Source organism: Streptomyces sp. NPDC057743 (assembly GCF_042798755.1).
Taxonomy (GTDB): domain Bacteria; phylum Actinomycetota; class Actinomycetes; order Streptomycetales; family Streptomycetaceae; genus Streptomyces.
Genome location: NZ_JBHVJX010000026.1, coordinates 14,125 through 38,346, shown reverse-complemented (window position 1 = coordinate 38,346; position 24,222 = coordinate 14,125). Strand labels below are relative to the sequence as shown.

Here is a 24,222-nt window from a genome sequence, read left to right as displayed (position 1 = left end):
CTGTCGTCGCTCTCTGCGGTTTTTCTCCTTTCTTTACGATCGATAACCCCGGAAAGTTCCGCGCCGCGGAATCGGCCATCCATTGTTCATCTCCCGCCCGGTGCAACATTTCTGACACTTCGTCACTTATCTGTCGGCGCCGCGCCGCCTCTCCTGCCGTTACGGAAGGCACGCGAAGTCCGGTGCCGGACGCGGGAGATGAACCGGCCTCCTCAACGGGCGGGCGTCTTGGCCGAATACCGCCCCCACGGCCGCCCACCCGGCCTCGATATCCTCACCGCGGACGAGTAACGGCCGCTCCCACAGGGCGAAGCGGGGAGAGCCGGACAAAGGGGCGGCGCATCATGGAACAGTCGGGACGGACGGGGCAGCAGCGACGGGCGGGACGGGCCGGAGGGCTGGCGCCGCTCGGTGCCCACGACCCCCAACAGATCGGCGACTACCGCCTGCTCGGCCGGCTCGGCGAGGGCGGCATGGGGCGGGTCTTCCTGGCCCGTTCGGACCGCGGCCGGACCGTCGCGGTCAAACTGGTGCGCACGGAACTGGCCCACCAGGAGGAGTTCCGGGACCGCTTCCGCCGTGAGGTGCGGGCCGCCCGGAAGGTGGGCGGCGAGTGGACCGCGCCTGTCCTGGACGCGGACACCGAAGCCGAGACCCCCTGGGTGGCCACCGGCTACATCGCCGGCCCCTCCCTCCAACAGGTCGTCGCCCGCTGCGGCCCGCTCCCGGAGCGCACGGTGCGGATCCTGGCCGCCGGGCTGGCCCGCGCGCTGCGCTCCATCCACGCCGCCGGCATCATCCACCGCGACCTCAAGCCGTCCAACATCCTGCTGACCATCGACGGCCCCCGGGTCATCGACTTCGGCATCGCCCGGGCCCTGGAGGGCGTCACCAGCAGCGTGGCCACCCAGACCGGCTCGGCCGTCGGCTCCCCCGGCTTCATGGCGCCCGAACAGGTCCGCGGCGCGCCGCTCACCCCGGCCTGCGACGTCTTCTGCCTCGGCTCCGTCCTGGTCTACGCGGCCACCGGGCACCAGCCGTTCGGCTCCGCGACGACCCTGCCGCACGCGATGATGTACCGCATCGCCGAGGAGGAGCCGGACCTGACCGCGCTCCCCGAGGGGCTGCGCCCGCTGGTCGTGGACTGCCTGACGAAGGACCCCGCCCGGCGCCCGACGCCCGAGGAGCTGGTGACGCGGGCGGAGGGCGCCCCGGACGCCACCGGGGCGGACGACGAACCGTGGCTCCCGGGGACGCTGGTCGCCCATCTGGGGCGGCACGCCGTGGAGTTGCTGGAGGCGGAGGACCCACAGGACGGCGCCGAGCGAACGCCCGTCCCGGAGCCGGCCACCATGGCGCCGTCGCCCCGCCCGGCCAGGGCGCACCGCCGCACCCGCCAAACGCTGCTGGCCGCGGCCGCGCTGGGGCTGGCCACGGCGGGCGCCGCGACCGGGTACGCGCTGCTGGGCGGTTCGGACGGCAGCGCCGCCGCCACCGAGAAGCCCAACCGCCCGGCCCCGGCGGCGAACGGCGCCATCCCGGCCGGGTACTTGGGCATCTGGTCGACGACGGTCGGCGACTCCCACCTGGACGTCCGCCGCTTCACCCTCGTCCAGGGCAAGCCGGGCGAGGTCGTGCTGCGCATGGAGGCCACCGGCCCCACCTACGAGTGCCGCTTCACGGCCACCCTGGAGAGCGCAGGCCCGCCGGTCCGCCTCGGCCCGTCCAAGGTGGTCTCCGGCACCCCCGACACCTGCCGCCCCGGCACCGGCTCCACCCTGGAGCTGATGGCCGGCCAACTGCGGCGCACCTTCGACGACGCGGGCGGCAAGGCGCCGTTGCTGTACACGAAGACGGGGTGACGGCGGGAGGCGCGATGCCTCCCGCCGCCACCCCGGACAGCGGTCGTCCCCCAAGGGGACCGGCCGGCCGTCAGCGGCCGGCCGCCGCGAAACGCCCTACGACAGGAACGAGTTGATCTCGATCGTCTCGTCCCGGCCCGGGCCGACGCCGATCGCGGAGATCGGGGCGCCCGACATCTCCTCCAGCGCCTTGACGTACGCCTGGGCGTTCTTGGGCAGCTCGGCGAAGGTCTTGGCCTTGGTGATGTCCTCGGACCAGCCCGGCAGCATCTCGTAGACCGGCTTCGCGTGGTGGAAGTCGCTCTGGCTGTAGGGCAGTTCCTCGACGCGCTTGCCGTCGATCTCGTAGGCCACGCAGACCGGGATCTGCTCCCAGCCGGTGAGGACGTCGAGCTTGGTGAGGAAGAAGTCCGTCAGGCCGTTGACCCGGGTCGCGTAGCGGGCGATCACCGCGTCGAACCAGCCGCAGCGGCGGTCCCGGCCGGTGGTGACGCCGCGCTCGCCACCGATGGTGCGCAGCGCCTCGCCGTCCTTGTCGAACAGCTCGGTCGGGAACGGCCCGGCGCCCACGCGGGTGGTGTACGCCTTGAGGATGCCGATGACCCGGCTGATCTTCGTCGGGCCGACGCCGGCGCCGGTGCAGGCGCCGCCGGCGGTCGGGTTCGAGGAGGTGACGAAGGGGTACGTGCCGTGGTCGATGTCGAGCAGGGTGCCCTGCCCACCCTCGAAGAGCACGACCTTGTCGTCGTCCAGGGCCTTGTTGAGGATCAGGGTGGTGTCGGCGACGTAGCCCTTGATCTTGTCGGCGTAGCCCAGCAGCTCCTCGACGACCTGACCGGCCTCGATGGCGCGGCGGTTGTAGAGCTTGGTCAGCAGCTGGTTCTTGACGTCGAGGGCCGCCTCGACCTTCTGGGTCAGGATCGACTCGTCGTAGAGGTCCTGGACCCGGATACCGGTGCGGTTGATCTTGTCGGCGTAGGTCGGGCCGATACCGCGGCCGGTGGTGCCGATCTTCCGCTTGCCGAGGAAGCGTTCGGTCACCTTGTCGACGGTGATGTTGTACGGCGTGATCAAGTGCGCGTTACCGCTGAGCAGCAGCTTGGACGTGTCGACGCCGCGCTCGTTGAGTCCGCTCAGCTCGGAGAGCAGGACCGCCGGGTCGACGACGACACCGTTGCCGATGACCGGGGTGCACCCCGGCGAGAGGATTCCGGAAGGGAGGAGGTGCAGTGCGTACTTCTGGTCGCCGACGACGACCGTGTGGCCGGCGTTGTTGCCGCCCTGGTAGCGCACCACATAGTCCACGGACCCACCGAGCAGATCGGTGGCCTTTCCCTTGCCTTCATCACCCCACTGAGCACCGAGCAGCACAAGTGCGGGCACAGGCGTACACCCCTTCCGGGCGGGGCATGTCCAACGTGCGTGGATGGCGCGGCGCTACGCGTGTGCTCGCGTGGCGTCCGCCAGAGCCGTCGGACCGGTGCCCCGGAATAGACGAAGCCCCTGGCGCAATAGCGCAAGGGGCTCTTGCACCGAGATGCTACCTGAGGAAGGACCGAGGTGTCGGCGCAGTCTTCTGGGCACTCTCCCGCGGACTCCGTTCGGGGGTGCCCCCTGCTTGTGGTCATCGACCCGGTCGCCCGCCGGGCGGACGGCGAATCCGTGCGGATCGCCAAGGACGTCCTGTGCGCGGGCGCGGGGGCGAAGATCTGCCTCCCGGAGGGGCCGGCGGAGTTCGCCCAGGCGCTGTCCCGGCGCGGCCGGCGCCGCCCGGTGGTGATCGGCGACGACCGGGCGCTCCTTCGGGCGGTGGGCCTGCTCCACAAGGAGCGGGAGCTGGCCGGGGTGCCGCTGTCGATGGTGCCGGTGGGCCCGCCGGAGACGGTCGCGCTGAGCCGGACGCTGGGCGTCCCCACGGACGCGGTGGCCGCCGCGCGGGCCGTCCTGGACGGCGGGGAGCGGCCGATGGACCTGCTGACCGACGACAGCGACGGCATCGTGCTGGGCGGCCTGCGCATCCCGTGCGGCGATCCGGCCGGGCCGCTGGCGGAGTACGGGACGGCCCACGGCGCGGGCCGGGAGCGCGCGGACCACGCCGACGAGGGGACGGCAAAGGCGGACCCGTCGGCGGAGCGGGCCGCTCCCCTCGGGGACGGCGGGCTCTCCGGCGACGCGTATCCGGGGGAGGGGGCCGACCCGGTGGACCCGACGGGCGGGCACCGGCCCTGGTGGGCGCCGGCCGCCCGCACCGCCCGTACGGCGCTGTCGCTGCTCGCCGCGCCCGGAACGGGACGGTGGGGCACCGCCCGCCCGGGTGCGGCGGGCCCCGGCGGGGGCCGGCGGGCGCGGGTGCCCGCGCAGCGGCTGCGGCTGCGGGTCGAGGCCGACGGGGCGCTGCTGGCGGATCTGGACCGGCCGGTGCGCGGGGTGTCGGTGGTGCCGGCCGCCGGGGACGACGGGCGGCCGGGCGGGCTGGCCGAGGTGATCGTGCACTGGCCGAACGAGGAGCGCCCGGTGCGGGTCGCCGCGCGGGCGGTGACGGTGTCCGGGCCGGACTTCCACTACCGGGCGGACGCGCTGGTCGGCGGCCCCGTACGGACCCGGACCTGGACGGTGCAGCAGGGCGCCTGGCGACTGCAACTGCCGCGGCAGAGGTGAGCCGGGGCGCGGCGCCGACCGGCCGACGCCGCGACGCCGCGGAGAGCCGCCAGCGGCGCCCTACTCCGCGCGGAGCTCTTCGAGGTGGTCGCGCCAGCGCTCCAGCATGCCGGCGAGCTCCTGCTGCATGAACTCCGTGAAGGCCAGCGTCTCGCCGATCCGGCGGCCGGCGGCGCTCTCCTTGCCGAGGCTCTCGACGCCCTCGCGCAGGGTGTTCTCCCAACGGGTGAGGACGCTGTCCCGGCGGGTCAGGGCCTCGTACCACTGGTCGCTGTGGACGCGGTAGCGGTCGCGGCGGGAGCCGGGCTCGCGCTCGCGGCTGACCATGCCCACCTGGGAGAGGTAGCGGATCGCGCCGGAGACGGCCGCCGGGCTGACCTGGAGCCGCTCGCCCAGCTCGGCGGAGGTCAGCACGCCGGAGTCGGACGCCAGCAGGCAGGCGAAGACCCGGGCCGGCATCCGCTGCATCCCGGCGTCGACCATCTGCGCCGCAAACCGCTCGACGAAGGTCAGCACCGCCGCGTCGTCCCGGTCGGCCGCCCGCTCTCGCTCTTCGCTCATGTCCGCATCATCTCCCCTGATCAGAGCCGGTCCCTCAACTTTATACGTTTTCTTAGCTTCACAATTTTGTGAAGCTAGCGTATCTTCGGAACCATGACGCAGGCGCTCTCGCCCTCCCCCGCGCTGCGGGTGGCCGGGCTCCACAAGTCCTTCGGCGCGACCCACGCGCTGGCCGGCCTCGACCTCACCGTCGAGGCCGGCGAGGTGCACGGCTTCCTCGGGCCGAACGGCGCCGGGAAGTCCACCACCCTGCGCGTCCTGCTCGGCCTGCTGCGCGCCGACCGCGGCACCGCACAGGTCCTGGGCCAAGACCCCTGGCGGGACGCCGTCGAGATCCACCGCCGCGTCGGCTACGTCCCCGGCGACGTGACCCTGTGGCGCAACCTCTCCGGCGGCGAGGTCATCGACCTCTACGGCCGGCTGCATCAGAGCAGCGGCGCGAAGCGCCTCCCGTGGACGGGTGGTGGCGGGCGACGGGCGGGCACCGGCCGGCGGGACGAGCTGCTGGAGCGCTTCGAGCTCGACCCCACGAAGAAGGGCCGCACCTACTCCAAGGGCAACCGCCAGAAGGTCGCCCTGGTCGCCGCGTTCGCCTCCGACGTCGACCTGCTGATCCTCGACGAGCCGACCTCCGGGCTCGACCCGCTGATGGAGGAGGTCTTCCAGAGCTGCGTCGCCGAGGAGCGCGACCGCGGCCGCACGATCCTGCTCTCCAGCCATCTGCTCTCCGAGGTCGAGGCGGTGTGCGACCGGGTCAGCATCATCCGCAAGGGCCGCACCGTCGAGTCCGGCTCCCTGGGGGAGCTGCGCCATCTGACCCGCACGACCGTCGTCGCCGAGCTGGCCGGCCCGCCGTCCGGACTCGACGGCCTGCCCGGCGTCCACGACCTCGCCGTCCAGCCGGTCCACGGCGGCCCCGGCTGCCGCGTCCGGCTCCAGGTCGACACCGCGCGCCTGGGCGCGGCGCTCGGCCCGCTCGGCGCGGCCGGACTGCGCAGCCTCACCAGCACCCCGCCCACCCTGGAGGAGCTGTTCCTGCGCCACTACCAGGACGACCTGAGCCGCGACGGCCGACCGGGCCGCCGAGCGGGCGCCCGGACCGACGGGGCGGTGGCCCGATGAGCGCCCTGACCGCACCGGCCGCCGCGCGCCCCCACGTCGGGCGCCAACTGGCGGGCACCGGCGCCCTGTTGCGCCTGGCCCTGCGCCGCGACCGGCTGCTGCTCCCGGCCTGGGCGCTGCTGCTCGGCCTCACCGTGAGCGCCACCGGCTCCTCCTTCGCGGCGCTCTACGACACCGCCGCCAAGCGCGCCCAGCTCGCCGCGTCGATGAACGCCAACGGCTCGCTGCGCGCGCTGTACGGACCGGTCTTCGACGACTCCCTGGGCGGCCTGGTCGCCTGGCGGATGGCCGGGTTCGGCGCGGTGCTGGCGGCCGTGATGAGCCTGCTGATCGCCGTCCGGCACACCCGCGAGGAAGAGGAGACCGGCCGTCAGGAGCTGCTGTCCGCCGCCATGGTGGGGCGGCGGGCGCCGCTGACCGCCGCGCTGTTGGCGGCGGCGCTCGCCGATGCGGGGGTGGCCGCGCTGACCGCCGCCGGGCTCGCCGCGTCCGGGCTGCCGGTGGCCGGGTCGCTCGCCCTGGGCCTCGCGATCGGCGGCACGGGGCTGTTCTTCGCCGCGCTGGCCGCGATCGCCGCCCAGTTCACCGAGAGCGCCCGGCTGGCCAGGGGGCTGACCGGCGCGGCCCTCGGCGCCGCCTTCGCGCTGCGCGCCGCCGGGGACGCCTCCGCCGGCAGCGGCTCCCCCGGCAGCGGCGCCGGCTCCCCGCTCACCTGGCTCTCCCCCGTCGGCTGGGCGCAGCACGTCCGCGCGTTCGCCGGCGAGCGCTGGTCGGTGCTGCTGCTCCTCGCCGCCGCGACGGCGCTGGCCACCGCGGCCGGCTACGCCCTGACCGCCCGCCGGGACGTGGGCATGAGCTTCCTGCCGGCGCGGCCGGGACCGGCCCGCGCACCCCGTTCGCTCGGCGGCCCCACCGGCCTGGCCTGGCGGTTGCAGCGGACCGCCCTGGCCGGCTGGACGGTCGGCTTCGCGCTCGCCGGGGCGGTGTTCGGCGGGGTCGCCAAGGGCGCGGTGGGCCTGGTCGGCGGCAATGCGCAGACCCGGGAGATCGTGCAACGGCTCGGCGGGGAGCGGTCGTTGACGGACGCCTTCCTCGCCTCGATGACCGGCATGCTCGGCATGGTCGCGGCGCTCTACGCCGTGGGCGCGGTGCTCCGCATACGGGCCGAGGAGACCGGCGGCCGGGCCGAGCCGGTACTGGCGGGCGCGGTGAGCCGACTGCGCTGGGCGGCCGGTCATCTGGCCGTCGCACTGGCGGGCACCGCGGTGCTGCTGACCGCCGGCGGGCTGGCCCTGGGGCTCGCCTACGGCGCCTCGGTCGGCGACGTCGCCGGCGGCACCGGGCGGGTGCTGGCCGCCGCGCTCGCCCAGGTCCCGGCGGTGTGGACGCTGGCCGCGGTGGCGATATGCGTGCTCGGCCTGCTGCCCGCGGCCAGCGCCGCGGTCTGGGCGCTGACCGGCGGCTGCCTCGCCCTCGGCTGGCTCGGCCCGGTGCTGCGGCTCCCCCAATGGGCGCTGGATCTCTCGCCGTTCGGGCACCTGCCGAAGCTGCCCGGCGGTGCGGTGACGGCCGCACCGTTCCTCTGGCTCACGGCCCTGACGGTGGCGTTGATATCCGTCGGTCTCGCCGGCCTGCGCCGCCGCGACATCGGCTGAGGCTGCCCCCCACGTCGTGCGCCGCCGGGCTGTAGCGGACCCGGCGGCGCACTCGGACCGTGTCGCCTTGGTCGTCCACAGGGTGTGGACGACCAAGGCGGGCGGCACCGTCAACGGCCCCTCGCCGTCAGCCGCCCCCCGCCGTCAGCCGCCCGGCGTGACCAGCCGCGCCTCGTAGGCGAAGACCGCCGCCTGGGTGCGGTCGCGCAGCCCCAACTTCACCAGGATCCGGCTGACATGCGTCTTCACCGTCGACTCGGCGACGACGAGATGCGCGGCGATCTCGCCGTTGGACAGGCCCTGGGCCACCAGCACCAGGACCTCCGTCTCCCGCTCCGTCAGGTCCCCGATGCGCTCCTGGGCCGGGGCGCGCGGCGACCCCAGCCGGGAGAACTCGTTGATCAGCCGCTTGGTGACGGTCGGGGCGAGCAGCGCCTCGCCGGCGGCGACGATCCGCACGCCCTCGGCGAGCTGCCCGGCCGAGGCGTCCTTGAGCAGGAAGCCGCTGGCCCCGGACCGCAGCGCCTGGTAGACGTACTCGTCCAGGTCGAAGGTGGTCAGCACCAGCACCTTGGCGTCCGCGTCGGCGGCGACGATCTCGCGGGTCGCCTCCAGGCCGTTCATCTCCGGCATCCGGATGTCCATCAGGACCACGTCCGGCTTGAGCAGTGCCACCTTCTGCACCGCCTGCCGGCCGTCCACCGCCTCGCCGATGACCTCGATGTCCGGCATGGCGTTGAGCAGGACGGAGAAGCCCTCGCGGACCATCACCTGGTCGTCCACGATCAGCACCCGGATCATGCGGCGCCCCCGCCCGTCCCGTTGGCCACCGGCAGGAACGCCGCCACCTCGAAACCACCCTCCGCAGTCGGCTCGGCCGTCATCTCACCGCCGAGCATCTGCACCCGCTCCCGCATGCCGAGCAGCCCGTGGCCGGCGCCCGGCGACGGCTTGGCCAGCCGGCTCGGGGCACCGTTGACGATCCGCAGCCCGATCCCGCCCAGGACGTAGGAGACCTCCACCCGCGCCTGCGCGCCCGGCGAGTGCCGCAACGCATTGCTCAGCGCCTCCTGCACGATCCGGTACGCGGACAGCTCCACGCCCTGCGGCAGCGGCCGGGCCGCCCCCGTGATCACCGCCTCGACGGTCAGCCCGGCGCCCCGGACGCTCTCCAGCAGCGAGTCCAGGCTGGCCAGGGTCGGCTGCGGGGCCTCCGGGTCGCGTTCGGCGAAGGCGTCCGGGTCCTCGGAGCGGACCACGCCGAGGATGCGGCGGAGCTCGGTCAGCGCGGCGACGGCGTTCTCCCGGATGGTGGCGAAGGACGTGGCGAGCTCGGGCGGCGGATCGGTGACCCGGTAGGGCGCCGCCTCGGCCTGGATAGCGATCACCGACATATGGTGCGCCACCACGTCGTGCAGCTCCCGGGCGATCAACGCCCGCTCCTCCAACAGCGTCCGGCGGGACCGCTCCTCGGCGGTGACGCTCTGGGTCTCGACGACCTGCCGGCGCTCCTCCCGCCAGGCCCGGACCGCCGCCGCGGAGACCAGCACGACGCCGGAGAAGAACGCCACCGGCGGCATATCGCCCAGCGCACCGCCCCGCGCCAGCAGCGACAGCAGCGTCCCCGCACCGAAGGTGATCCCCCACATCTCCACCGCCAGCCGCGGCCGGGTCCGCAGCACCACCAGCGTCATCACCGCGAGGTGGACGACGAAGGAGCCGCCCCAGATGCTGGCGTACGGCGAGAGGAGGCGGGCGCCGATCCACTCCACGCCGAACGCCCCCAGCGACAGCCAGAAGGCGCCCACCGGCCGGGACAGGACAAGCAGCAGCGGCACCGCCAGCGCCAGCGCCAGCACCACGTCGATCGCGCCGCGCACCGCGCTGGCGTCGTAGCTGGGGCCCGCGGACCCCAGGAAGACACAGACCGCGAGGAACGCCACGGCGCTGTGCGGGAGCCAGCTGGCCCACTGCCGGGCCCGGCCGGGCAGCCACGGCAGCCATCGGGCCAGCTTGGCGTCGTCCAGCGGCGGCAGCGGTCGGAAGGCGAAGGCATCGACGAAGAGGTCCTGGCGCAGGGTGTGCAGCGCGCCGTGGGCCATGCGCGCCTCCGAGCGCAGGGGGCCCTGCGTCTGGGTCGTCTCGTTCACGCACACCACGGTAAGCAGCGACGCCCCGTCCGGGCGTCCCCACCGAAGCGGATCTGCCGGGGTCCCCCTCAAGTACTACGCGGTGCGGCCGGGCCGCCACCGAGCGGTTCGGCGGGGGCCCAACCGGCGTCCAACGCGTCGCCGCGCAGCAGCGCGAGCAGCGTCCGGAAGGGCCCGGTACCCGGCGTCAGCGCGGCGAAGTGTCCGGTACCGGGCAGCTCGCGCAGCGCGGTGGCGGCCGGGTGGGCGGCCGCGTAGCGGCGGGAGAGCTCCACGGGGACGTCGGGGTCGTCGGTGCCGTGCAGCAGCGTGACGGGGACGCCGGCCGGCGGGTGGCGGACCGGGTCGGCGGCGGCCAGCCGGCCGGCGAAGCCGGGGCCGGTGCCGAGCAGCCCGGCCACCGCGCCGTCGCTGAGGCCCAGCTCGTGGGCGCGCGCCAGATCGGCGACCGGCGCCACGGCGATCACCCGGGTCACCGGCATACCGGGGCGGGCGGCGGCGAGCAGCGCGAGGTGGCCACCGGCGGAGTGCCCGACGAGCACCACCTCCCGGGGCCCCTCCCCGGGCGCCGCCCCGGCCTCGGCCGCCGCCGCGACGGCCGCCGGCACGTCCTGGAACGTCTGCGGCGCGCCCCCGCCCGCCCCCACCCTGCGGTACTCGGCGAGCGCGACCGGCACCCCCCGCCGGGCCAACTCCGCCGCGCACGGCGACAGATGGCTCCGGTCGTACGCGGCCCGCCAGAACCCGCCGTGCAGCAGGACGACGAGGGGCCCGGCCCCCGGCCAGCGCCCGTACAGGTCCACGACCTGGTCCGGGTGCGGGCCGTAGGACACCGTGCGCTCCGGCGCCGCCGGGGCGAGCCCCAGCAGCGCCGCCTCCTCGTCCGCCGCACTCACCCGGCGTCGCCGCCCGCCGCGGACCCCTCGTCGGGCGCGGACCCCGCCTCGGGCCCCGCCGCCGGCTCCCCGTCGGCCCGCTCGCGCAGGATCTCGCCGAGCACCCGCGCGGCCCGCTCCGCGTCGGCGAAGGTGGTGTAGAGCGGGGTGAAGCCGAAGCGCAGCAGGTCCGGAGGGCGGTAGTCGCCGACCACCTTGCGCCGGATCAGCTCCGCCATCACCTCGCCGGCCACGGGGGCACCGTCCGGCCCCGGCGCGCAGGCGAGCGAGATCTGGCTGCCGCGCCGCCGGTGCTCGGTCGGCGTGACCGAGCGGACCCGGCCGGGCGGCGCGTACGCGGCCACGCACTCCAGGAAGAAGTCCGTCAGCGCCAGGCTCTTGGTCCGCACCTCCTCGATGGAGACGCCCTCCCACGCCTCCAGCGCCGCCTCCAGGGCCAGCATCGAGAGGATGTCGGGGGTGCCGACGCGACCGCGCAGGGCCCCTTCTGCCGGGGCGTAGCTGGCCTCCATGCCGAACGGGTCGGCGTGCGAGTTCCAGCCCGGCAGCGGCGACTCGAACCGCTCCTGGAGGCTCTCGCGGAGATAGAGGTACGCGGGCGAACCCGGGCCGCCGTTGAGGTACTTGTACGTGCAGCCCACCGCGAGGTCCACCCCGCAGGCGTCCAGCGCGACCGGCAGCGCACCGGCGCTGTGGCACAGGTCCCACACCGCCAGCGCGCCCGCGGAGTGCAGCGCGGAGGTGATCTGGGCCATGTCGTTGAGCTCGCCGGTGCGGTAGTCGACGTGGTTGACCAGCGCCAACGCGGTGCGCTCGGTGACCTCGTCGGCGATCCGCGCGGGCTCCACGGGGCGCACCGCGAGGCCGGCCATCCGGGCCGCGGAGCGGGCGACATAGCCGTCGGTGGGGAAGGTCGTGGCGTCGACCAGGATCTCCGTGCAGCCCTTCCCGGCCATCCGGATGCCGCCGATCACCGCCTTGAAGACGTTGACGCTGGTGGAGTCGCCGACCACCACCTGGCCCGGCGCGGCCCCGATCAGCGGGGCGATCTTCTCGCCGATCCGCTCGGGCGCGGTCCACCAACCGGCCTCGGTCCAGGACCGGATGCGCAGCTCGCCCCACTCGTGGCCGATCACCTCGGCTATCCGGCCGGGCACCGAACGGGGCAGCGCGCCCAGCGAGTTGCCGTCGAGGTAGACGGTGTCGTCGAGGACGAAGCGGTCGCGGGTGGTCGTCAGCGGCCCGGCCGCGTCCAGCTCCGCGGCGCGGCCCGCCAGCGCGGGCGCCCCGGCGTCCAACGGGCCGGAGCCCAACGGGGTTTGTGGCCCCTGCGGGGTTTCGCGGCTCTCAGACATGGCTTCGCGCCGTCCACAGCTCGGGGAAGACGTTCTTGCGGGCCCGCTTCTCCAGCCAGGCGACGCCCGCGGACCCGCCGGTGCCCATCTTCGCTCCCATCGCCCGCCGGGTCGCCACGAGGTGGTCGTTGCGCCAGCGCCAGACCAGCTCCGCGACATCGGTCAACAGCTCGGCCAGGCGCACCAGTTCACCGTCCTGCGGCCCGTCGAGGATCCGCGCCCAGACCCCCTCGACGGCCTCGTCCGGCTCGTAGCGCTCGGCCACGTCGCGCCGCAGGACGGCCTCCGGGACCCGGTGGCCGCGGCGCGCCAGCAGCCGCAGCACCTCGTCGTACAGGCTCGGCTCGTGCAGCGCCTTCTCCAGCGCGGCGTGGTCCTCCGGGGAGCCGCGGTGCGGCACCAGCATCGCCGCGGACTTCTCGCCGAGCAGGAACTCCAGCCGCCGGTACATCGCGGACTGGAAGCCGCTGCCCTCGCCGAGCGCGGCGCGGTAGGCGTTGAACTGCGCCGGCGTCAGCCGGGCCAGCGGCTTCCAGGCGGCGTTCAGCGCCTCCAACTCCCATGTGGAACGGCGCAGCGCGTCCATCGCCACCGGCAGGTCGTCCCGGCGCAGCGCCTCGGCGGCGGTGTGCCACTCGTGGACGATCACGGTGAACCACAGCTCCATCACCTGGGTCGTGACCAGGAAGACCATCTCGCCCGGGTCGTCGGACTGAAGGTGCTGGAGGTGGGTGAGGACCCCCGCGTGGACGTAGTCCTCGTAGGGGGTGGTGGTGCTGGCGCCGATGGTCAGATCGGGACCGAACGGTGGCTCCGCCTCGGCGGCCGCGGCGTCCGGCGCCGGGGCGTCGTGCGCGGGATGGGTGGGAGACGGCTTCGACATGAGGGACTCCTCAGGTGCGAACTACCGGGTAGCGGTCCGCTCCTTCCTCGTCGGTTTGGGAGCCCCGGTCCCCTCGGGCCGGGGATGCCCCGACCCACTGAAAATCATCGGTGCTGCACCACCGCCGCGCAAGGGCCGGCCGCGATCGCGGCCGGCCCTGCGAACCGCCCCGAAAGGCCGGGACGGGGCGGTTCACGGTGGTTCGCGGCGACTTTTCGCGGCGACCTGAGGAGAGGCGGTGACGTCAGGAGAGGGTGTCGGCCGCGGTCGGCGAGGAGTCGCGGAGGAAGGTCGAGCAGCGCTCGTACTCCTCCTGCTCGCCGATCGCCTGGGCGGCCCGGGCGAGGGCGTGCAGCGCGCGCAGGAAGCCGCGGTTGGGCTCGTGCTCGAACGGCACCGGGCCGTGGCCCTTCCAACCGGCCCGGCGCAGCGCGTCCAGGCCGCGGTGGTAGCCGGTGCGGGCGTAGGCGTACGACTCGACGACCCGGCCGGCCTCGAAGGCGTCGTCCGCGAGCTGGGCCCAGACCAGGGAGGAGGCCGGGTACTTCGCGGCCACGTCGGCCGGCGCGGCGCCCGAGGCGAGCAGCTCGCGGGGCTCGGGGTCGTCGGGCAGGTGGGTCGGGGGCGGTCCCCCGAGGAGGTTTTCGTGAATCGGCATGGTGCCAGTTTGCCGTGGGCCTGCGGCCGGCTGCACCCCACGTGGTTGGCTGTCCCGCCGTGGGCCTGCGGCCGGCCGTGCCCCACGTGGTTGGCTGTCCCGCCGTGGCGCCTGCGGTGCGGGCTTTTGTCCGCTGCGCGGGGCGGTGCCGCTGCGCGGGGCGGGGTGAGTTGTGTCCGCTGCGCGGGGCTGTTGGGGTGCGGGGACGGGCCTCCGGGGCGGGGGTGCCAGACTGCTTCGCTTTACGTCTGGCACCCCCACCCCTCCGGCCCGTCCCCTCCCGTGGGTGGGTGGGGATTGGGTTGGCGGGGGCTTGTGTTGGTGGGTTGTCTTACGGCCCGTCCCCTCCCGTGGGTGGGTGGGAATGGGGTTGGTGCGGGTCCGGGCCGTCGTGTCCCGTCGGTGGGTGGTGTGGGGTGTCGCCGGGGTCCAGGGGTGGGGAGGTCATGCCGCAGTGGTAGGTGCATTCGGCGTGGCAGGGCTGCTCGGGGGGTTGGGGGGCCGTGCGGCGGACGGTGAGCCAGGCGATCAGGGCGCCTACGAGGAGGACCAGGGCGCACAGGGGCATGGCGCGGCGGAAGGCGGCGGCGAAGGCGGGGGGCGAGCGGTAGGACTCCGGGCTCATGCCGGCCAGGAGGGGGAGGGCGGCGACGGCCATCAGGCCGGCGGCGCGGGCCGCGGCGTTGTTGATGCCGCTGGCCAGGCCCGCCCGGTCGACGTCCACCGAGGCCAGCACGGTGGCGGTGAGCGGGGCGACCAGGGTCACCATGCCGGCGCCCAGCACCACGAGGGCCGGCAGGACGTCGGTGAGGTAGGTCGCGCCCGGGCCGACGCGGGTCATCAGGAGCATGCCGGCGGCGCAGAGCAGCGGGCCGACGGTGAGCGGGATGCGCGGGCCGATGCGTTGCCCCAGTTCGCCGGAGCGGGCCGACAGCAGCAGCATCAGCACGGTGGTGGGCAGCAGCGCGGTGCCGGCCTGGAGGGCCGAGTAGCCCGCGACGACCTGAAGCTGGAGCACGGAGAGGAAGAAGAAGCCGCCGAACGCGGCGTAGACGCAGACCGTCACCGCGTTCACGGCGGTGAACTGCCGGATGGCGAAGATCTGCGGCGGCAGCATCGGGTCGTCCCGCCGCCGCTCGACGCGCAGGAAGACCGCGCCGAGCAGCAGCCCGGCCAGCGCGGGCACCAGCACGCCGGGGGAGACGCCCCGGCCCGGCGCCGCGATCAGGGCGTAGCTGACGCCGGCCAGGGCCAGCGCGCCCAGGACCGCGCCCGGCACGTCGAAGCCGCGCGCCCCGGCCGCACCCCGCTCGCGGGTCTCCGGCACGTGGCGCAGCGCGATCGGCACGCAGGCCACCGCCAGCGGCACGTTGAGGAAGAACACCCAGCGCCACCCGACGCTGTCCACCAGCCAGCCGCCGACGAACGGGCCGACGGCCGCGGCCACCCCGCCCAGGCCGGACCAGGCACCGACCGCCCGCGCCCGGTCGTCGGGGTGGAAGACGGCCTGGATGAGGGCGAGCGAGCCGGGGGTGAGCAGGGCGCCGCCGATGCCCTGGAGCGCGCGGGAGGCGACCAGCACCCCGGCGTTCGGCGCCAGTCCGCACAGCAGCGAGGCCACCGCGAACCAGACGACGCCGACGACGAAGACCCGGCACCGGCCGTACCGGTCGCCGAGCGAACCGCCCAGCAGGATCAGCGAGGAGAGGGTGAGCATGTAGGCGGTGACGGTCCACTGGAGGACCGCCAGGTCCGCGTTGAGGTCCGCGCCGATCCTCGGCAGCGCGACGTTGACGACCGTGCTGTCGAGCATCGCCATGCCCGAGCCGAGCACGGTCGTGGTCAGCACCCAGCGGCCCTGCGGCGAGGCCAACCGGATCTCGCCCGGTGCGCGGCTCGGCTCGCTCCTCACCGGCTCATCCATACGGTGAGCATGCCCCGATCCGGGGCCGGCCGCCCGTCCGGTCGGAGCTGGATGCGACGGGGCCCCGCAACCGGTGTCGGTTGCGGGGCCCTGCGATACCGCTTGCGTGCCTACTTCAGCTTGGTGCCGGTGGAGCGCAGGTTGGCGCACGCCTCGGTGACGCGCTTGGCCATGCCGGCCTCGGCCGCCTTGCCCCAGGTGCGCGGGTCGTAGGTCTTCTTGTTGCCGACCTCGCCGTCGACCTTCAGCACGCCGTCGTAGTTGCGGAACATGTGGTCCGCGACGGGGCGGGTGAAGGCGTACTGGGTGTCGGTGTCGAGGTTCATCTTGACCACGCCGTTCTCCAGCGCGGTGGCGATCTCCTCCGCGGTGGAGCCGGAGCCGCCGTGGAAGACGAAGTCGAACGGCGCGGTCTTGCCGTACTTGGCGCCGACGCCCTGCTGGAGGTCCTTCAGCAGCTCGGGGCGGAGCACGACGTTGCCCGGCTTGTAGACGCCGTGGACGTTGCCGAAGGAGGCGGCGAGCAGGTAGCGGCCCTTCTCGCCCAGGCCCAGCGCCTCGGCGGTGCGCAGCGCGTCGTCGACGGTGGTGTAGAGCTCGTCGTTGATCTCGTGGGTGACGCCGTCCTCCTCGCCACCGGTCGGGGTGATCTCGACCTCAAGAATGATCTTGGCGGCGGCGGCGCGGGGCAGCAGCTCCTGGGCGAGGGCCAGGTTGTCCGCGAGGGTCTCGGCGGAGCCGTCCCACATGTGCGACTGGAAGAGCGGGTTGCGGCCGGCCTTGACGCGCTCCTCGGAGATCGCGATCAGCGGGCGGACGTAGCCGTCCAGCTTGTCCTTGGGGCAGTGGTCGGTGTGCAGCGCGATGTTGACGTCGTACTTCTCGGCGACCACGTGCGCGAACTCGGCGAGCGCCACCGCGCCGGTGACCATGTCCTTGTTGTGCTGACCGCCCAGGAACTCCGCACCACCGGTGGAGATCTGGATGATGCCGTCGCTCTCGGCCTCCGCGAAACCGCGCAGCGCAGCGTGCAGGGTCTGCGAGGAGGTCACGTTGATGGCCGGGTAGGCGAACTTGCCTGCCTTCGCCCGGTCCAGCATCTCGTTGTAGACCTCAGGGGTTGCGATGGGCATCTGTCCGCTCCTTGTGTGTGCGGGGTGTGCGTTCTTGGCCCTGACCAGGGGGCGACGGCTTCGCCGTGGCACATCTTCCCAGACTCACCGGATTGCTCCACATCGCCCATCGGGCGGCCGGCGTCCGAAACCAAGGGGTTCGGCGTCGAGGGGCAACCGGCGTTTCACGTGAAACCCAGCCCGTGGCTTCCCGTGAAACGCCGGTCCTCCGACGAATCCGCAGGTCAGCGAAGACGACCCGATCGGGTTGTCAGCTCAGGCCGAGGTCGCCGAGCTGGTACCCGGTGAGGTAGGGGAGCCCGGCACCGTCGATGGCCGAAGCGGCACCCCGGTCGACGATCGTCGCCACCGCGACCACCTCGGCGCCGGCCTCGCGCGCGGCCTCGACGGCGGTCAGCGGCGAGCCGCCGGTGGTGGAGGTGTCCTCGACGACCAGGACCCGGCGGCCCTTGATGTCCGGGCCCTCGATGCGGCGCTGCATCCCGTGGGTCTTCTGCGCCTTGCGGACGACGAAGGCGTCCAGCCGGCGGCCGCGGGCGGCGGCGGCGTGCAGCATCGACGTCGCCACCGGGTCGGCGCCGAGCGTCAGCCCGCCGACCGCGTCGAAGTCGAGCTCGGCGGTGAGGTCGAGCATCAGCTGACCGACCAGCGGCGCCGCCTCGCTGTCGAGGGTGATCCGGCGCAGGTCGATGTAGTAGTCGGCCTCCTTGCCGGAGGAGAGCGTCACCTTGCCGTGCACCACGGCCTTGTCCTTGATCTGCTGCAGCAGCTCGCCGCGCACGTCGTCAGTCATGCGCACGAGCTTAGGACAGCGCCCTCGCCCCGGCGTCCGTCGGCTACAGCGCGCGCCAGCGCCAGGTCGTCGAGACCTCCAGCGGGTCGATCGGGGTGACCAGCCGCGGGGTGGTGTTCAGGCCGTTCGGCGGGCCGGACTGCGGCTCCACGCAGACCGCGGCCTCCTGCTCGTCGTAGACCACGACCCACTCGGCGCGGCTGGAGACCGTCAGCTCCAGCCGGCCCGGCCAGGTGAGCGTGACCTCGACGCCGCGCGGCATCCCGAAGCAGTCGTCCCACGGCCCGGGCTTCGGGGTGATCCGACGGCCGGTCGGGAGGTGGTCGGAGCCGCGCTCCTCCTGCCACTCGGGGGCGAAGTCGACGCGTACGTCGCCACCGCCGTCGCCGAGGTTCCGCAGGAACCACGGGTGCCAACCGGCCTGCGCCGGGAAGGAGTCGCCGGTCGCCTCGACGCCCATGCTGAGCGTGAGCGAACCGCCGTCCTCGGCCAGCTCGACGACCTGGGTGACGGTCCCCGGGTACGGCCAGGGGGCCGCGGGGTCGGACAGGTCGTAGGTGAAGGCAGCCCCGGTGTCGTCGACGCGCGCGGTGCGCCAGCTCAGGTCGCGGCCGGTGCCGTGGATGGCGTGCGGCGGGGAGTTGACCGGCATCTGGTGCAGCTCGCCGCCGTTGCGGAACCGTCCCTGGTCGATCCGGCCGCACCAGGGGACCATCGGGAAGCAGCCGTACTTGTCGCCCTGCCGCAGCAGTTCCGTGCCGCCGATGCGCAGGCTGCCGAGGCGGCAGCCGTTGTCCGGGTGCACGGTCAGTTCGGCGTCCCCGGCGGACAGCAGTACGCCGTCCGCGCCCCGCTCCTGCATGGTGTTCTCGGTGCTCACGGAAGCGACCCTAACGGTGCGCCCGCCCGCGGCCGGGCATCCGGGCCGCGCCGCCGTCGGCGCCCCACCCCGGCGCAGCAGGCACCCGGCCCCGCGGTCCGTCCGCTCACCGGCGCCGCCGCAGCACCCGTCCGACCACCACCGCCGACGCCAGCACCACCGCGGCGGCCGGCGCAGCCCAGCGCAGCGGCACCGCGCTGCCGCCGGGCTCCGGCGCGGGCACCGGCGCGTAACGGCCGCGCGGCGGGGCGTGGTCGACCTCCTCCGCGCTGCGGCCGATCATCGTCCGGCGGGCGTGCGCGGCCTCCGCGGGCGCGACCCCGGCCAGTTCCTCCGGGTCGTCGGGGGCGCCGGGGCCGTCCGCGGCGTCGAGGTCGTCGGAGTCGTCGGACGTGGGGGCGGTCTCGTCGGGGGTGGCCGCCACCGCTTCGGGCTCGGCCGGGTCCTCGGGGTCGGCGACCACGCTGACGTCGTCCTCGGCGTCGCTGAGCGGATCGAGCGACGACGGCGGCACCTCGGTGTCGAAGATGCTCTGCGGCACCGTCCCGGAGTCCTCGGGCGCTGCGGCGAGCGGACGGTCCGTCAGGTCCGTCGCGAGGTTCTCCGCGAAGCGGTCCAGCAACCGGCGGCCGGCGGCTCCCGCCAACTGGCCCTCGGCGGCGGCCAGTCGGCCGCCGAGGGTGACCGCGCCGGTGCACACCAGCGTCGTCCCGGGGCCGGGCTCGGTGGCCGGGGCCAGCCGCACGGTCAGCGTCACCGCCACCGCACCGTCGCCCCGGGTCTCGGTGCCGGACATCGCGACGGTCACCGGGGCGAGTGGGCCGTCGGCGCCGGGGGAGGTGTCCTCCGGGCCGCCGTCCGGGCCGCCGTCGACGGTCAGGGTGCCGCGGTAGGTGATGGTGGAGCTGCCGACCCGCAGCCGCAGCCGGCCCTCGGGGCGGTGCGCGGCGGCGTCGGCGTCGAGTTGGACTCCTGGGACGCAGCGCGCCACGCGCTCGGGTTCGGTGAGCGCCCGTCGCACGGTCCGGACGGGAAACGGAACGTACACCTCATGCTCCATGGCATGGGAGCCTAATTCCTCGGCCCGCGCCAGGGGCACCCCCCGGCCCGGTGTCCGTGCGGCTCATTGCCCGTACCGCGGGTGCATCAGCGTCGAGGGCGGCAGCCCGGAGATGCGCTCCTGGGCCTCGCCCCGCCAGCCGGCCCGTACGTCGCGCAGCGGGACGGCGGCGGGCGGGGCGTCCGGCGCCGCGACGAGCCGGGGCGGCCGCCGGGCGGCCAGCACGAAGCCCCAGTACCGCGGACCGCCCCGCACACCGGGCCCGGCCGGCGGGGGGAACGAGGCAGCCGAGCGGTCCGGGTCGCCCAAGAAGTCCGGCGGCCGGCCGGCGACGCGGTACGGCAGCGTGGCCAGGCCCACCGAGCGCAGCGTCGCCTCCACCGTCCAGTACACCCGGGCCCGGGCGAGCGGCGGTCCGGCGTGCACCGCCAACCGCCCGTCGGGGGCGAGGGTCCGCAGGGCGAGGCCGTAGAACTCCTGGGAGTAGAACTTGGTGCTGGCGGTGATGCCGGGGTCGGGGAGGTCGGAGACCACCACGTCGTACTGCCCGGCCCGGCCGTGGCGCGAACGGGCCTGCTGGCGCAGCCAGTTGAAGGCGTCGACGGTGACCACCCGGACCCGGGGGTCGTCGAGCGCGTGCCGGTTGAGGGCGGACAACCCCGGGTCGGTGCGCGCCAGTCGGACCACCTCCGGGTCGATCTCCACCACCGTCACCGAGCGGACCCCGCCGTAGCGCAGCAGCTCGCGCGCGGCCAGGCCGTCGCCGCCGCCGAGGACCAGGGCCCGGGCGTGCCGGCCGCCGGCCATCGCCGGGCCCACCAGCGCCTGGTGGTAGGCCCGTTCGCTGTCGGAGCTGACCTTCAGCCGGCCGTCGAGATAGAGCTCCAGCGGCCTGCCGGAACCTTTCCTCCCCCGTCCCGAGCCGCCCCGTACGCCACCGTCGCCGTCCTGCGGGACGTCCGTACCGCCGGTCAGCACCACCTCTTGGACGCCGGTCTGCTCCGCGACCCGGGCCGCCGTCCCGTACACCGCCCGGCGCGCGGCCTGCTCGAACGGGCCGGCCAGCGCCATCCCCGCGCCGAGCAGCGCGAGCGCCAGCGCGTTGGCGGCGAGCAGCACCCAGCGCGCGCGGGGGGTCAGATCGCGGCCGAAGAGCCACAGCACCAGCACCGCGCCGGCGAGGAGGTTGACCGCACCGGTGACCAGTGCACCCGTCAACTGCCCCAGGCAGGGCAGCAGAAGGAAGGGGAAGGCCAGCCCGCCGACCAGCGCGCCGACGTAGTCCGCGGCGAACAGATCGGCCACCGCGCCGCCGGCGTCCTGCCGGCGCACCCGCTGGATCAGCGTCATCAGCAGTGGTATCTCGGCGCCGATCAGCACGCCGATGCCGAGCGAGAAGCCGACCAGCGCGATGCGGGACTGGCCCAGCCAGGCGAAGCAGGCGTAGAGCGCCATCGCGGAGCCGCCGCCGACCAGCGCCAGCACCGTCTCGACCGCGCCGAAGCCGACCGCGGCCCGGCAGCGCAACCGCTTGGCCAGCAGCGCCCCGACGCCCATCGCGAACACCATGAAGGACAGCACGACCGACGCCTGGGTGACCGAATCGCCGGTCAAGTAGCTTGCCAGGGCGACCAGTTCGAGCTCGTAGACCAGGCCGCAGGCCGCGCAGACGAAGACCACGGCGAGCACCAGCAGCCGACCGAGCCCGCACGGCACCGGCAGGCGGGCCGGCGTCAGGACCTCCGGTGGCCTGAGCGCTCCGACGACGAGGGGCTCTGGCGGGTCGATCATGACATGAACGCTACGTGACGAGAAGGCGGCGTTACGTCACCCACAGGAGTGCACTCTAGGTGCTGCGCACACCAGTTGAAGCCCGCATGGAAGCGGCGCATCGCACCGTTCGACGAACGCCGTGAGGACAGACCCTAGGCCGCGACCGCCGCCCGCACCCCGACCCGCGTCCGGGTGGCCACCAGCCGCCCCTCCTGCGGATACGCGTGCCAGGTACGCCAGCGCACCTGGCCCTGCTGACGCTGCGCCAGCATGGCCGTAAAGGCGTGCGGGGAACCGGGGAACGTGCCGGCGAGACCGTGTGGATGGTCGGCGACCAGCGCGAGCAACTCCTGTGCCCGGCCGGCGAACGAGCCGCGCGAGAGCGTCTCGACGTGCGCCGCGAACTCGTACTCCCAGTCGCCCAACCGTTTGGCCACGCCCAGCGGCAGCGGCGTGCTGCTGCCCGGCATGCAGGCGACGGTCTCGGAACATGTGCCGTGCTCCTCTTCGAGCAGCACCTGATGAGAGGCCCCGAGCAGCCTCAACTGCACCTGGGCGTCGTCGAGTCGAAGGTCCAGTACGGCCAGCGCCGGCAGGGGTTCCCTGCCCAACGCCCAGGCCAGATCGGATGCTCGGGTATCGGTGTAAGCCGTTTTCAGGGTCGTGAGCATGGGTCGGCTCCGCAAGCACGCAGTGGTTGGTGGGCCGGCCCGCCCGAGAAGGGGATCAGGGAGCAGTGACTGCCTGCCGGCTCGTGCCCACGCGAGGTCCGAGAACTGGGGGATTCTCAAGGGAGAGGGAATCACGAATCGGGTGGTGCTCACAGCGTTTTTACCCATCTTCGCCCTGGTTTCCATCCCCTAGAGGGCCTCGCAGTTCACCTGTTCAACACCCCATCGCACAGGGGATGTTGGACCATTTCGCGCCACTCGCCCCACGCATATGCAAGGCCGCATGAGCTGGCCGCATGTGTGCCGGTACGGGGTCCGGAAAGACCCCTTATCGGCGGTGCGGGAAGCCCCGTAAAAGGGCGGTGCCCACGACCGCGGACGGATGCGTTCCGCGGTCATGGGCACATGCGTACGGGCGCCTCTCGGGGCGCCTCAGCGGCCCCCGGCGCCACCGTCAGGAGCCGCCGCCACAGCCACCCCCGCCACCACAGGAGGAACCCCCGCCACAGGAGTGCCCGCCGTGGTGGCCGCCGCCCCCGCCGCACGAGGAGTGGTGATGGTGGTGCCCACCGCCGCCCCCGTCGGAGCCGCCGCCCCCGGCCACCCACCAACTGCCGCCGCTGCCGGCGCTGCTGGCCCCTACGTACCCGCCGCCGCGGCCCCGCTTACGGGAGCCGCCCCGCGCGGCCAGGCCCACCACTACCAGCACGAGGATCACCAGCACCGCGAACACCACGAATCCCGCCATGACCGCCGCACACTCCTTTCCATCCCCCGAAGCGTGGGGCACCCCCACGCCCTTCGAGCAGTGGAGGAGCATCGCTCCGTCGGCGCCGGTGCGATCGTCGCCGCACCGCCGGCGCCACCGGCCGCCCGGTCGGGCCACCGTCGTCTTCCATGGTCAGGTGGCTTGTGCCCGGTCCTCGACGACTCAAAAGCGCAGTTGAGGAACTCCAGAGGTTCGACGGAGGATGGCGCCCATGGACCGACCGCTGCTCAACCGCCGCCTCGCCGCCTTCGGCACCACGATCTTCGCCGAGATGTCGGCGCTCGCCCAACGCACCGGCGCCATCAACCTCGGCCAGGGCTTCCCCGACGCCGACGGCCCGGAGGAGGTCCGGGAGGCGGCGGTGCGCGCCCTCCGCGACGGCCGCGGCAACCAGTACCCCCCGGGCCCCGGCGTCCCCGAACTCCGCGCCGCCGTCGCCGCCCACCAACAGCGCTTCTACGGACACCGCGGCCTGTCCTACGACCCCGACACCGAGGTCCTGGTCACCGCCGGTGCCACCGAGGCGATCGCCGCCGCGCTCCTCGCCCTGGTCGAGCCGGGCGACGAGGTGATCGCCCTGGAGCCTTACTACGACTCCTACGCCGCCTGCATCGCGATGGCGGGCGGCCACCGCGTCCCGGTGACCCTGCGCCCCTCCGCGGAGACCGGCCGGTACCACCTCGACCTCGACGAGCTCCGCGACGCCCTCACCGACGACACCCGCCTGCTCCTCCTCAACACCCCGCACAACCCCACCGGCACCGTCCTGACCTCCGAAGAGCTCGCCGCCATCGCCGAACTCGCCGTCGAGCGCGACCTGTTGGTCATCACCGACGAGGTCTACGAGCACCTGGTCTTCGAGGGCGAGCACCTGCCGCTCGCCTCGTTCCCCGGCATGCGCGAGCGCACCGTCACCATCGGCTCGGCCGGCAAGACCTTCTCGTTCACCGGCTGGAAGGTCGGCTGGGTGACCGCCGCCCCCGCGCTGATCACCGCGGTCCGCTCCGCCAAGCAGTTCCTCACCTACGTCTCGGCCGGCCCCTTCCAGTACGCCGTGGCCGAGGCGTTGGCCCTGCCCGACTCCTACTTCACCGGGCTCCGTGACGATCTGCGCACCAAGCGCGACATCCTCGCCACCGGCCTGGCCGACGCCGGCTTCCGGGTCTTCCGCCCGGCCGGCACGTACTTCATCACCACCGACATCCGCCCGCTCGGCGAGAGCGACGGCTTCGCCTTCTGCCGCTCGCTGCCCGAGCGCGCCGGCGTCGTCGCCATCCCCAACGCCGTCTTCTACGACCACCAGGACCAGGGCGCGCCCTTCGTCCGCTTCGCGTTCTGCAAGGGCGTCGAGGTGCTCAGGGAGGCGGCGGACCGCCTCAAGCGGCTGTAACCCCGGCCGCCCCCCCCCCGGCGCGCCAC

At 74.1% G+C, this 24,222-nt stretch carries 21 protein-coding genes; 5 read left to right on the top strand and 16 right to left on the bottom strand.

Annotation, left to right across the window (positions count from 1 at the left end; all coding sequences use genetic code 11):
• Positions 1–344: 344 nt before the first annotated feature.
• Positions 345–1,862, top strand: a complete 1,518-nt coding sequence (locus ACFVFQ_RS26910; RefSeq protein WP_383420533.1) for a serine/threonine-protein kinase — start codon at positions 345–347, stop codon at positions 1,860–1,862.
• A 96-nt stretch (positions 1,863–1,958) separates the two neighbouring features.
• On the opposite strand, the gene ACFVFQ_RS26905 is transcribed toward ACFVFQ_RS26910, so the two are convergent.
• Positions 1,959–3,245: an adenylosuccinate synthase gene (locus ACFVFQ_RS26905; protein ID WP_383420531.1), complete on the bottom strand. Its 1,287-nt coding sequence runs from the start codon at positions 3,243–3,245 to the stop codon at positions 1,959–1,961.
• Positions 3,246–3,482: 237 nt separating this feature from the next.
• On the opposite strand from ACFVFQ_RS26905, the gene ACFVFQ_RS26900 reads away from it, so the two are divergent.
• Entirely contained in the window at positions 3,483–4,520 is a 1,038-nt protein-coding gene (locus ACFVFQ_RS26900; protein WP_383420529.1) for a hypothetical protein, read from the top strand.
• 60 nt (positions 4,521–4,580) lie between these two features.
• Here ACFVFQ_RS26900 and ACFVFQ_RS26895 read toward each other — a convergent pair whose 3' ends face one another.
• Complete coding sequence (locus ACFVFQ_RS26895; protein ID WP_383420527.1) at positions 4,581–5,081, bottom strand: GbsR/MarR family transcriptional regulator; 501 nt, start codon at positions 5,079–5,081, stop codon at positions 4,581–4,583.
• A gap of 93 nt (positions 5,082–5,174) precedes the next feature.
• Between ACFVFQ_RS26895 and ACFVFQ_RS26890 the strand changes: the two genes are divergently transcribed.
• Positions 5,175–6,203 (top strand): ABC transporter ATP-binding protein, encoded by a 1,029-nt coding sequence (locus tag ACFVFQ_RS26890; RefSeq protein ID WP_383420525.1) that lies wholly within the window; start codon positions 5,175–5,177, stop codon positions 6,201–6,203.
• The gene (locus ACFVFQ_RS26885) at positions 6,200–7,858 is read left to right on the top strand and encodes an ABC transporter permease (RefSeq protein ID WP_383420523.1); all 1,659 of its coding nucleotides are present in this window, start codon (positions 6,200–6,202) and stop codon (positions 7,856–7,858) included. The genes ACFVFQ_RS26890 and ACFVFQ_RS26885 overlap by 4 nt, the downstream gene beginning before the upstream one ends.
• Before the next feature lie 144 nt (positions 7,859–8,002).
• On the opposite strand, the gene ACFVFQ_RS26880 is transcribed toward ACFVFQ_RS26885, so the two are convergent.
• The 14 genes from ACFVFQ_RS26880 to ACFVFQ_RS26815 all read right to left on the bottom strand — a co-directional run bounded on the left by ACFVFQ_RS26880 (position 8,003) and on the right by ACFVFQ_RS26815 (position 22,782).
• Positions 8,003–8,659, bottom strand: coding sequence for a response regulator transcription factor (locus ACFVFQ_RS26880; protein ID WP_020929250.1), 657 nt, complete (start codon positions 8,657–8,659; stop codon positions 8,003–8,005).
• Positions 8,656–9,960, bottom strand: a complete 1,305-nt coding sequence (locus ACFVFQ_RS26875) for a sensor histidine kinase (protein WP_383420620.1) — start codon at positions 9,958–9,960, stop codon at positions 8,656–8,658. Before ACFVFQ_RS26875 ends, ACFVFQ_RS26880 begins: the two co-directional genes overlap by 4 nt.
• 116 nt (positions 9,961–10,076) lie before the next feature.
• On the bottom strand, positions 10,077–10,904 hold the full coding sequence (locus ACFVFQ_RS26870) for an alpha/beta hydrolase family protein (protein WP_383420521.1): 828 nt from the start codon (positions 10,902–10,904) through the stop codon (positions 10,077–10,079).
• The gene (kynU, locus tag ACFVFQ_RS26865; RefSeq protein ID WP_383420519.1) at positions 10,901–12,259 is read right to left on the bottom strand and encodes a kynureninase; all 1,359 of its coding nucleotides are present in this window, start codon (positions 12,257–12,259) and stop codon (positions 10,901–10,903) included. The genes ACFVFQ_RS26870 and kynU overlap by 4 nt, the downstream gene beginning before the upstream one ends.
• A complete protein-coding gene (locus ACFVFQ_RS26860) occupies positions 12,252–13,142 on the bottom strand; it encodes a tryptophan 2,3-dioxygenase family protein (protein ID WP_383420517.1) in 891 nt (296 codons plus the stop codon). The genes kynU and ACFVFQ_RS26860 overlap by 8 nt, the downstream gene beginning before the upstream one ends.
• Positions 13,143–13,386: 244 nt before the next feature.
• A complete protein-coding gene (locus ACFVFQ_RS26855; RefSeq protein ID WP_274914857.1) occupies positions 13,387–13,800 on the bottom strand; it encodes a DUF3151 domain-containing protein in 414 nt (137 codons plus the stop codon).
• A gap of 331 nt (positions 13,801–14,131) precedes the next feature.
• A complete protein-coding gene (locus ACFVFQ_RS26850) occupies positions 14,132–15,724 on the bottom strand; it encodes an MFS transporter (RefSeq protein WP_383420515.1) in 1,593 nt (530 codons plus the stop codon).
• Between the two features lie 110 nt (positions 15,725–15,834).
• Positions 15,835–16,857 carry a class II fructose-bisphosphate aldolase gene (gene fbaA / locus ACFVFQ_RS26845; RefSeq protein WP_383420513.1) on the bottom strand — a complete coding sequence of 341 codons (1,023 nt, stop codon included), beginning with the start codon at positions 16,855–16,857 and terminating at the stop codon, positions 15,835–15,837.
• Between the two features lie 250 nt (positions 16,858–17,107).
• A complete protein-coding gene (gene pyrE / locus ACFVFQ_RS26840) occupies positions 17,108–17,650 on the bottom strand; it encodes an orotate phosphoribosyltransferase (RefSeq protein WP_383420511.1) in 543 nt (180 codons plus the stop codon).
• A gap of 43 nt (positions 17,651–17,693) precedes the next feature.
• On the bottom strand, positions 17,694–18,530 hold the full coding sequence (locus ACFVFQ_RS26835; RefSeq protein WP_383420509.1) for an aldose 1-epimerase: 837 nt from the start codon (positions 18,528–18,530) through the stop codon (positions 17,694–17,696).
• A 106-nt stretch (positions 18,531–18,636) separates the two neighbouring features.
• Positions 18,637–19,590, bottom strand: a complete 954-nt coding sequence (locus ACFVFQ_RS26830; RefSeq protein WP_383420507.1) for a carbon monoxide dehydrogenase subunit G — start codon at positions 19,588–19,590, stop codon at positions 18,637–18,639.
• 63 nt (positions 19,591–19,653) lie between these two features.
• Positions 19,654–21,381, bottom strand: a complete 1,728-nt coding sequence (locus ACFVFQ_RS26825) for a polyamine aminopropyltransferase (protein WP_383420505.1) — start codon at positions 21,379–21,381, stop codon at positions 19,654–19,656.
• Positions 21,382–21,515: 134 nt separating this feature from the next.
• Positions 21,516–22,034 (bottom strand): DUF2617 family protein, encoded by a 519-nt coding sequence (locus tag ACFVFQ_RS26820; protein ID WP_383420503.1) that lies wholly within the window; start codon positions 22,032–22,034, stop codon positions 21,516–21,518.
• Between the two features lie 454 nt (positions 22,035–22,488).
• The gene (locus ACFVFQ_RS26815; protein ID WP_383420501.1) at positions 22,489–22,782 is read right to left on the bottom strand and encodes a hypothetical protein; all 294 of its coding nucleotides are present in this window, start codon (positions 22,780–22,782) and stop codon (positions 22,489–22,491) included.
• A gap of 232 nt (positions 22,783–23,014) precedes the next feature.
• Between ACFVFQ_RS26815 and ACFVFQ_RS26810 the strand changes: the two genes are divergently transcribed.
• Entirely contained in the window at positions 23,015–24,193 is a 1,179-nt protein-coding gene (locus ACFVFQ_RS26810) for a pyridoxal phosphate-dependent aminotransferase (protein ID WP_383420499.1), read from the top strand.
• The last annotated feature ends 29 nt before the right edge of the window (positions 24,194–24,222 follow it).

Coding starts and splice junctions, on each gene's coding strand:
- ACFVFQ_RS26910 (WP_383420533.1), top strand. CDS start 345: ATGGAACAGTCGGGACGGACGGGGCAGCAGCGACGGGCGGGACGGGCC.
- ACFVFQ_RS26895 (WP_383420527.1), bottom strand. CDS start 5,081: ATGAGCGAAGAGCGAGAGCGGGCGGCCGACCGGGACGACGCGGCGGTG.
- ACFVFQ_RS26890 (WP_383420525.1), top strand. CDS start 5,175: ATGACGCAGGCGCTCTCGCCCTCCCCCGCGCTGCGGGTGGCCGGGCTC.
- ACFVFQ_RS26885 (WP_383420523.1), top strand. CDS start 6,200: ATGAGCGCCCTGACCGCACCGGCCGCCGCGCGCCCCCACGTCGGGCGC.
- ACFVFQ_RS26880 (WP_020929250.1), bottom strand. CDS start 8,659: ATGATCCGGGTGCTGATCGTGGACGACCAGGTGATGGTCCGCGAGGGC.
- ACFVFQ_RS26875 (WP_383420620.1), bottom strand. CDS start 9,960: ATGGCCCACGGCGCGCTGCACACCCTGCGCCAGGACCTCTTCGTCGAT.
- kynU (WP_383420519.1), bottom strand. CDS start 12,259: ATGTCTGAGAGCCGCGAAACCCCGCAGGGGCCACAAACCCCGTTGGGC.
- ACFVFQ_RS26860 (WP_383420517.1), bottom strand. CDS start 13,142: ATGTCGAAGCCGTCTCCCACCCATCCCGCGCACGACGCCCCGGCGCCG.
- ACFVFQ_RS26855 (WP_274914857.1), bottom strand. CDS start 13,800: ATGCCGATTCACGAAAACCTCCTCGGGGGACCGCCCCCGACCCACCTG.
- ACFVFQ_RS26850 (WP_383420515.1), bottom strand. CDS start 15,724: ATGGATGAGCCGGTGAGGAGCGAGCCGAGCCGCGCACCGGGCGAGATC.
- fbaA (WP_383420513.1), bottom strand. CDS start 16,857: ATGCCCATCGCAACCCCTGAGGTCTACAACGAGATGCTGGACCGGGCG.
- pyrE (WP_383420511.1), bottom strand. CDS start 17,650: ATGACTGACGACGTGCGCGGCGAGCTGCTGCAGCAGATCAAGGACAAG.
- ACFVFQ_RS26830 (WP_383420507.1), bottom strand. CDS start 19,590: ATGGAGCATGAGGTGTACGTTCCGTTTCCCGTCCGGACCGTGCGACGG.
- ACFVFQ_RS26825 (WP_383420505.1), bottom strand. CDS start 21,381: ATGATCGACCCGCCAGAGCCCCTCGTCGTCGGAGCGCTCAGGCCACCG.
- ACFVFQ_RS26820 (WP_383420503.1), bottom strand. CDS start 22,034: ATGCTCACGACCCTGAAAACGGCTTACACCGATACCCGAGCATCCGAT.
- ACFVFQ_RS26815 (WP_383420501.1), bottom strand. CDS start 22,782: ATGGCGGGATTCGTGGTGTTCGCGGTGCTGGTGATCCTCGTGCTGGTA.
- ACFVFQ_RS26810 (WP_383420499.1), top strand. CDS start 23,015: ATGGACCGACCGCTGCTCAACCGCCGCCTCGCCGCCTTCGGCACCACG.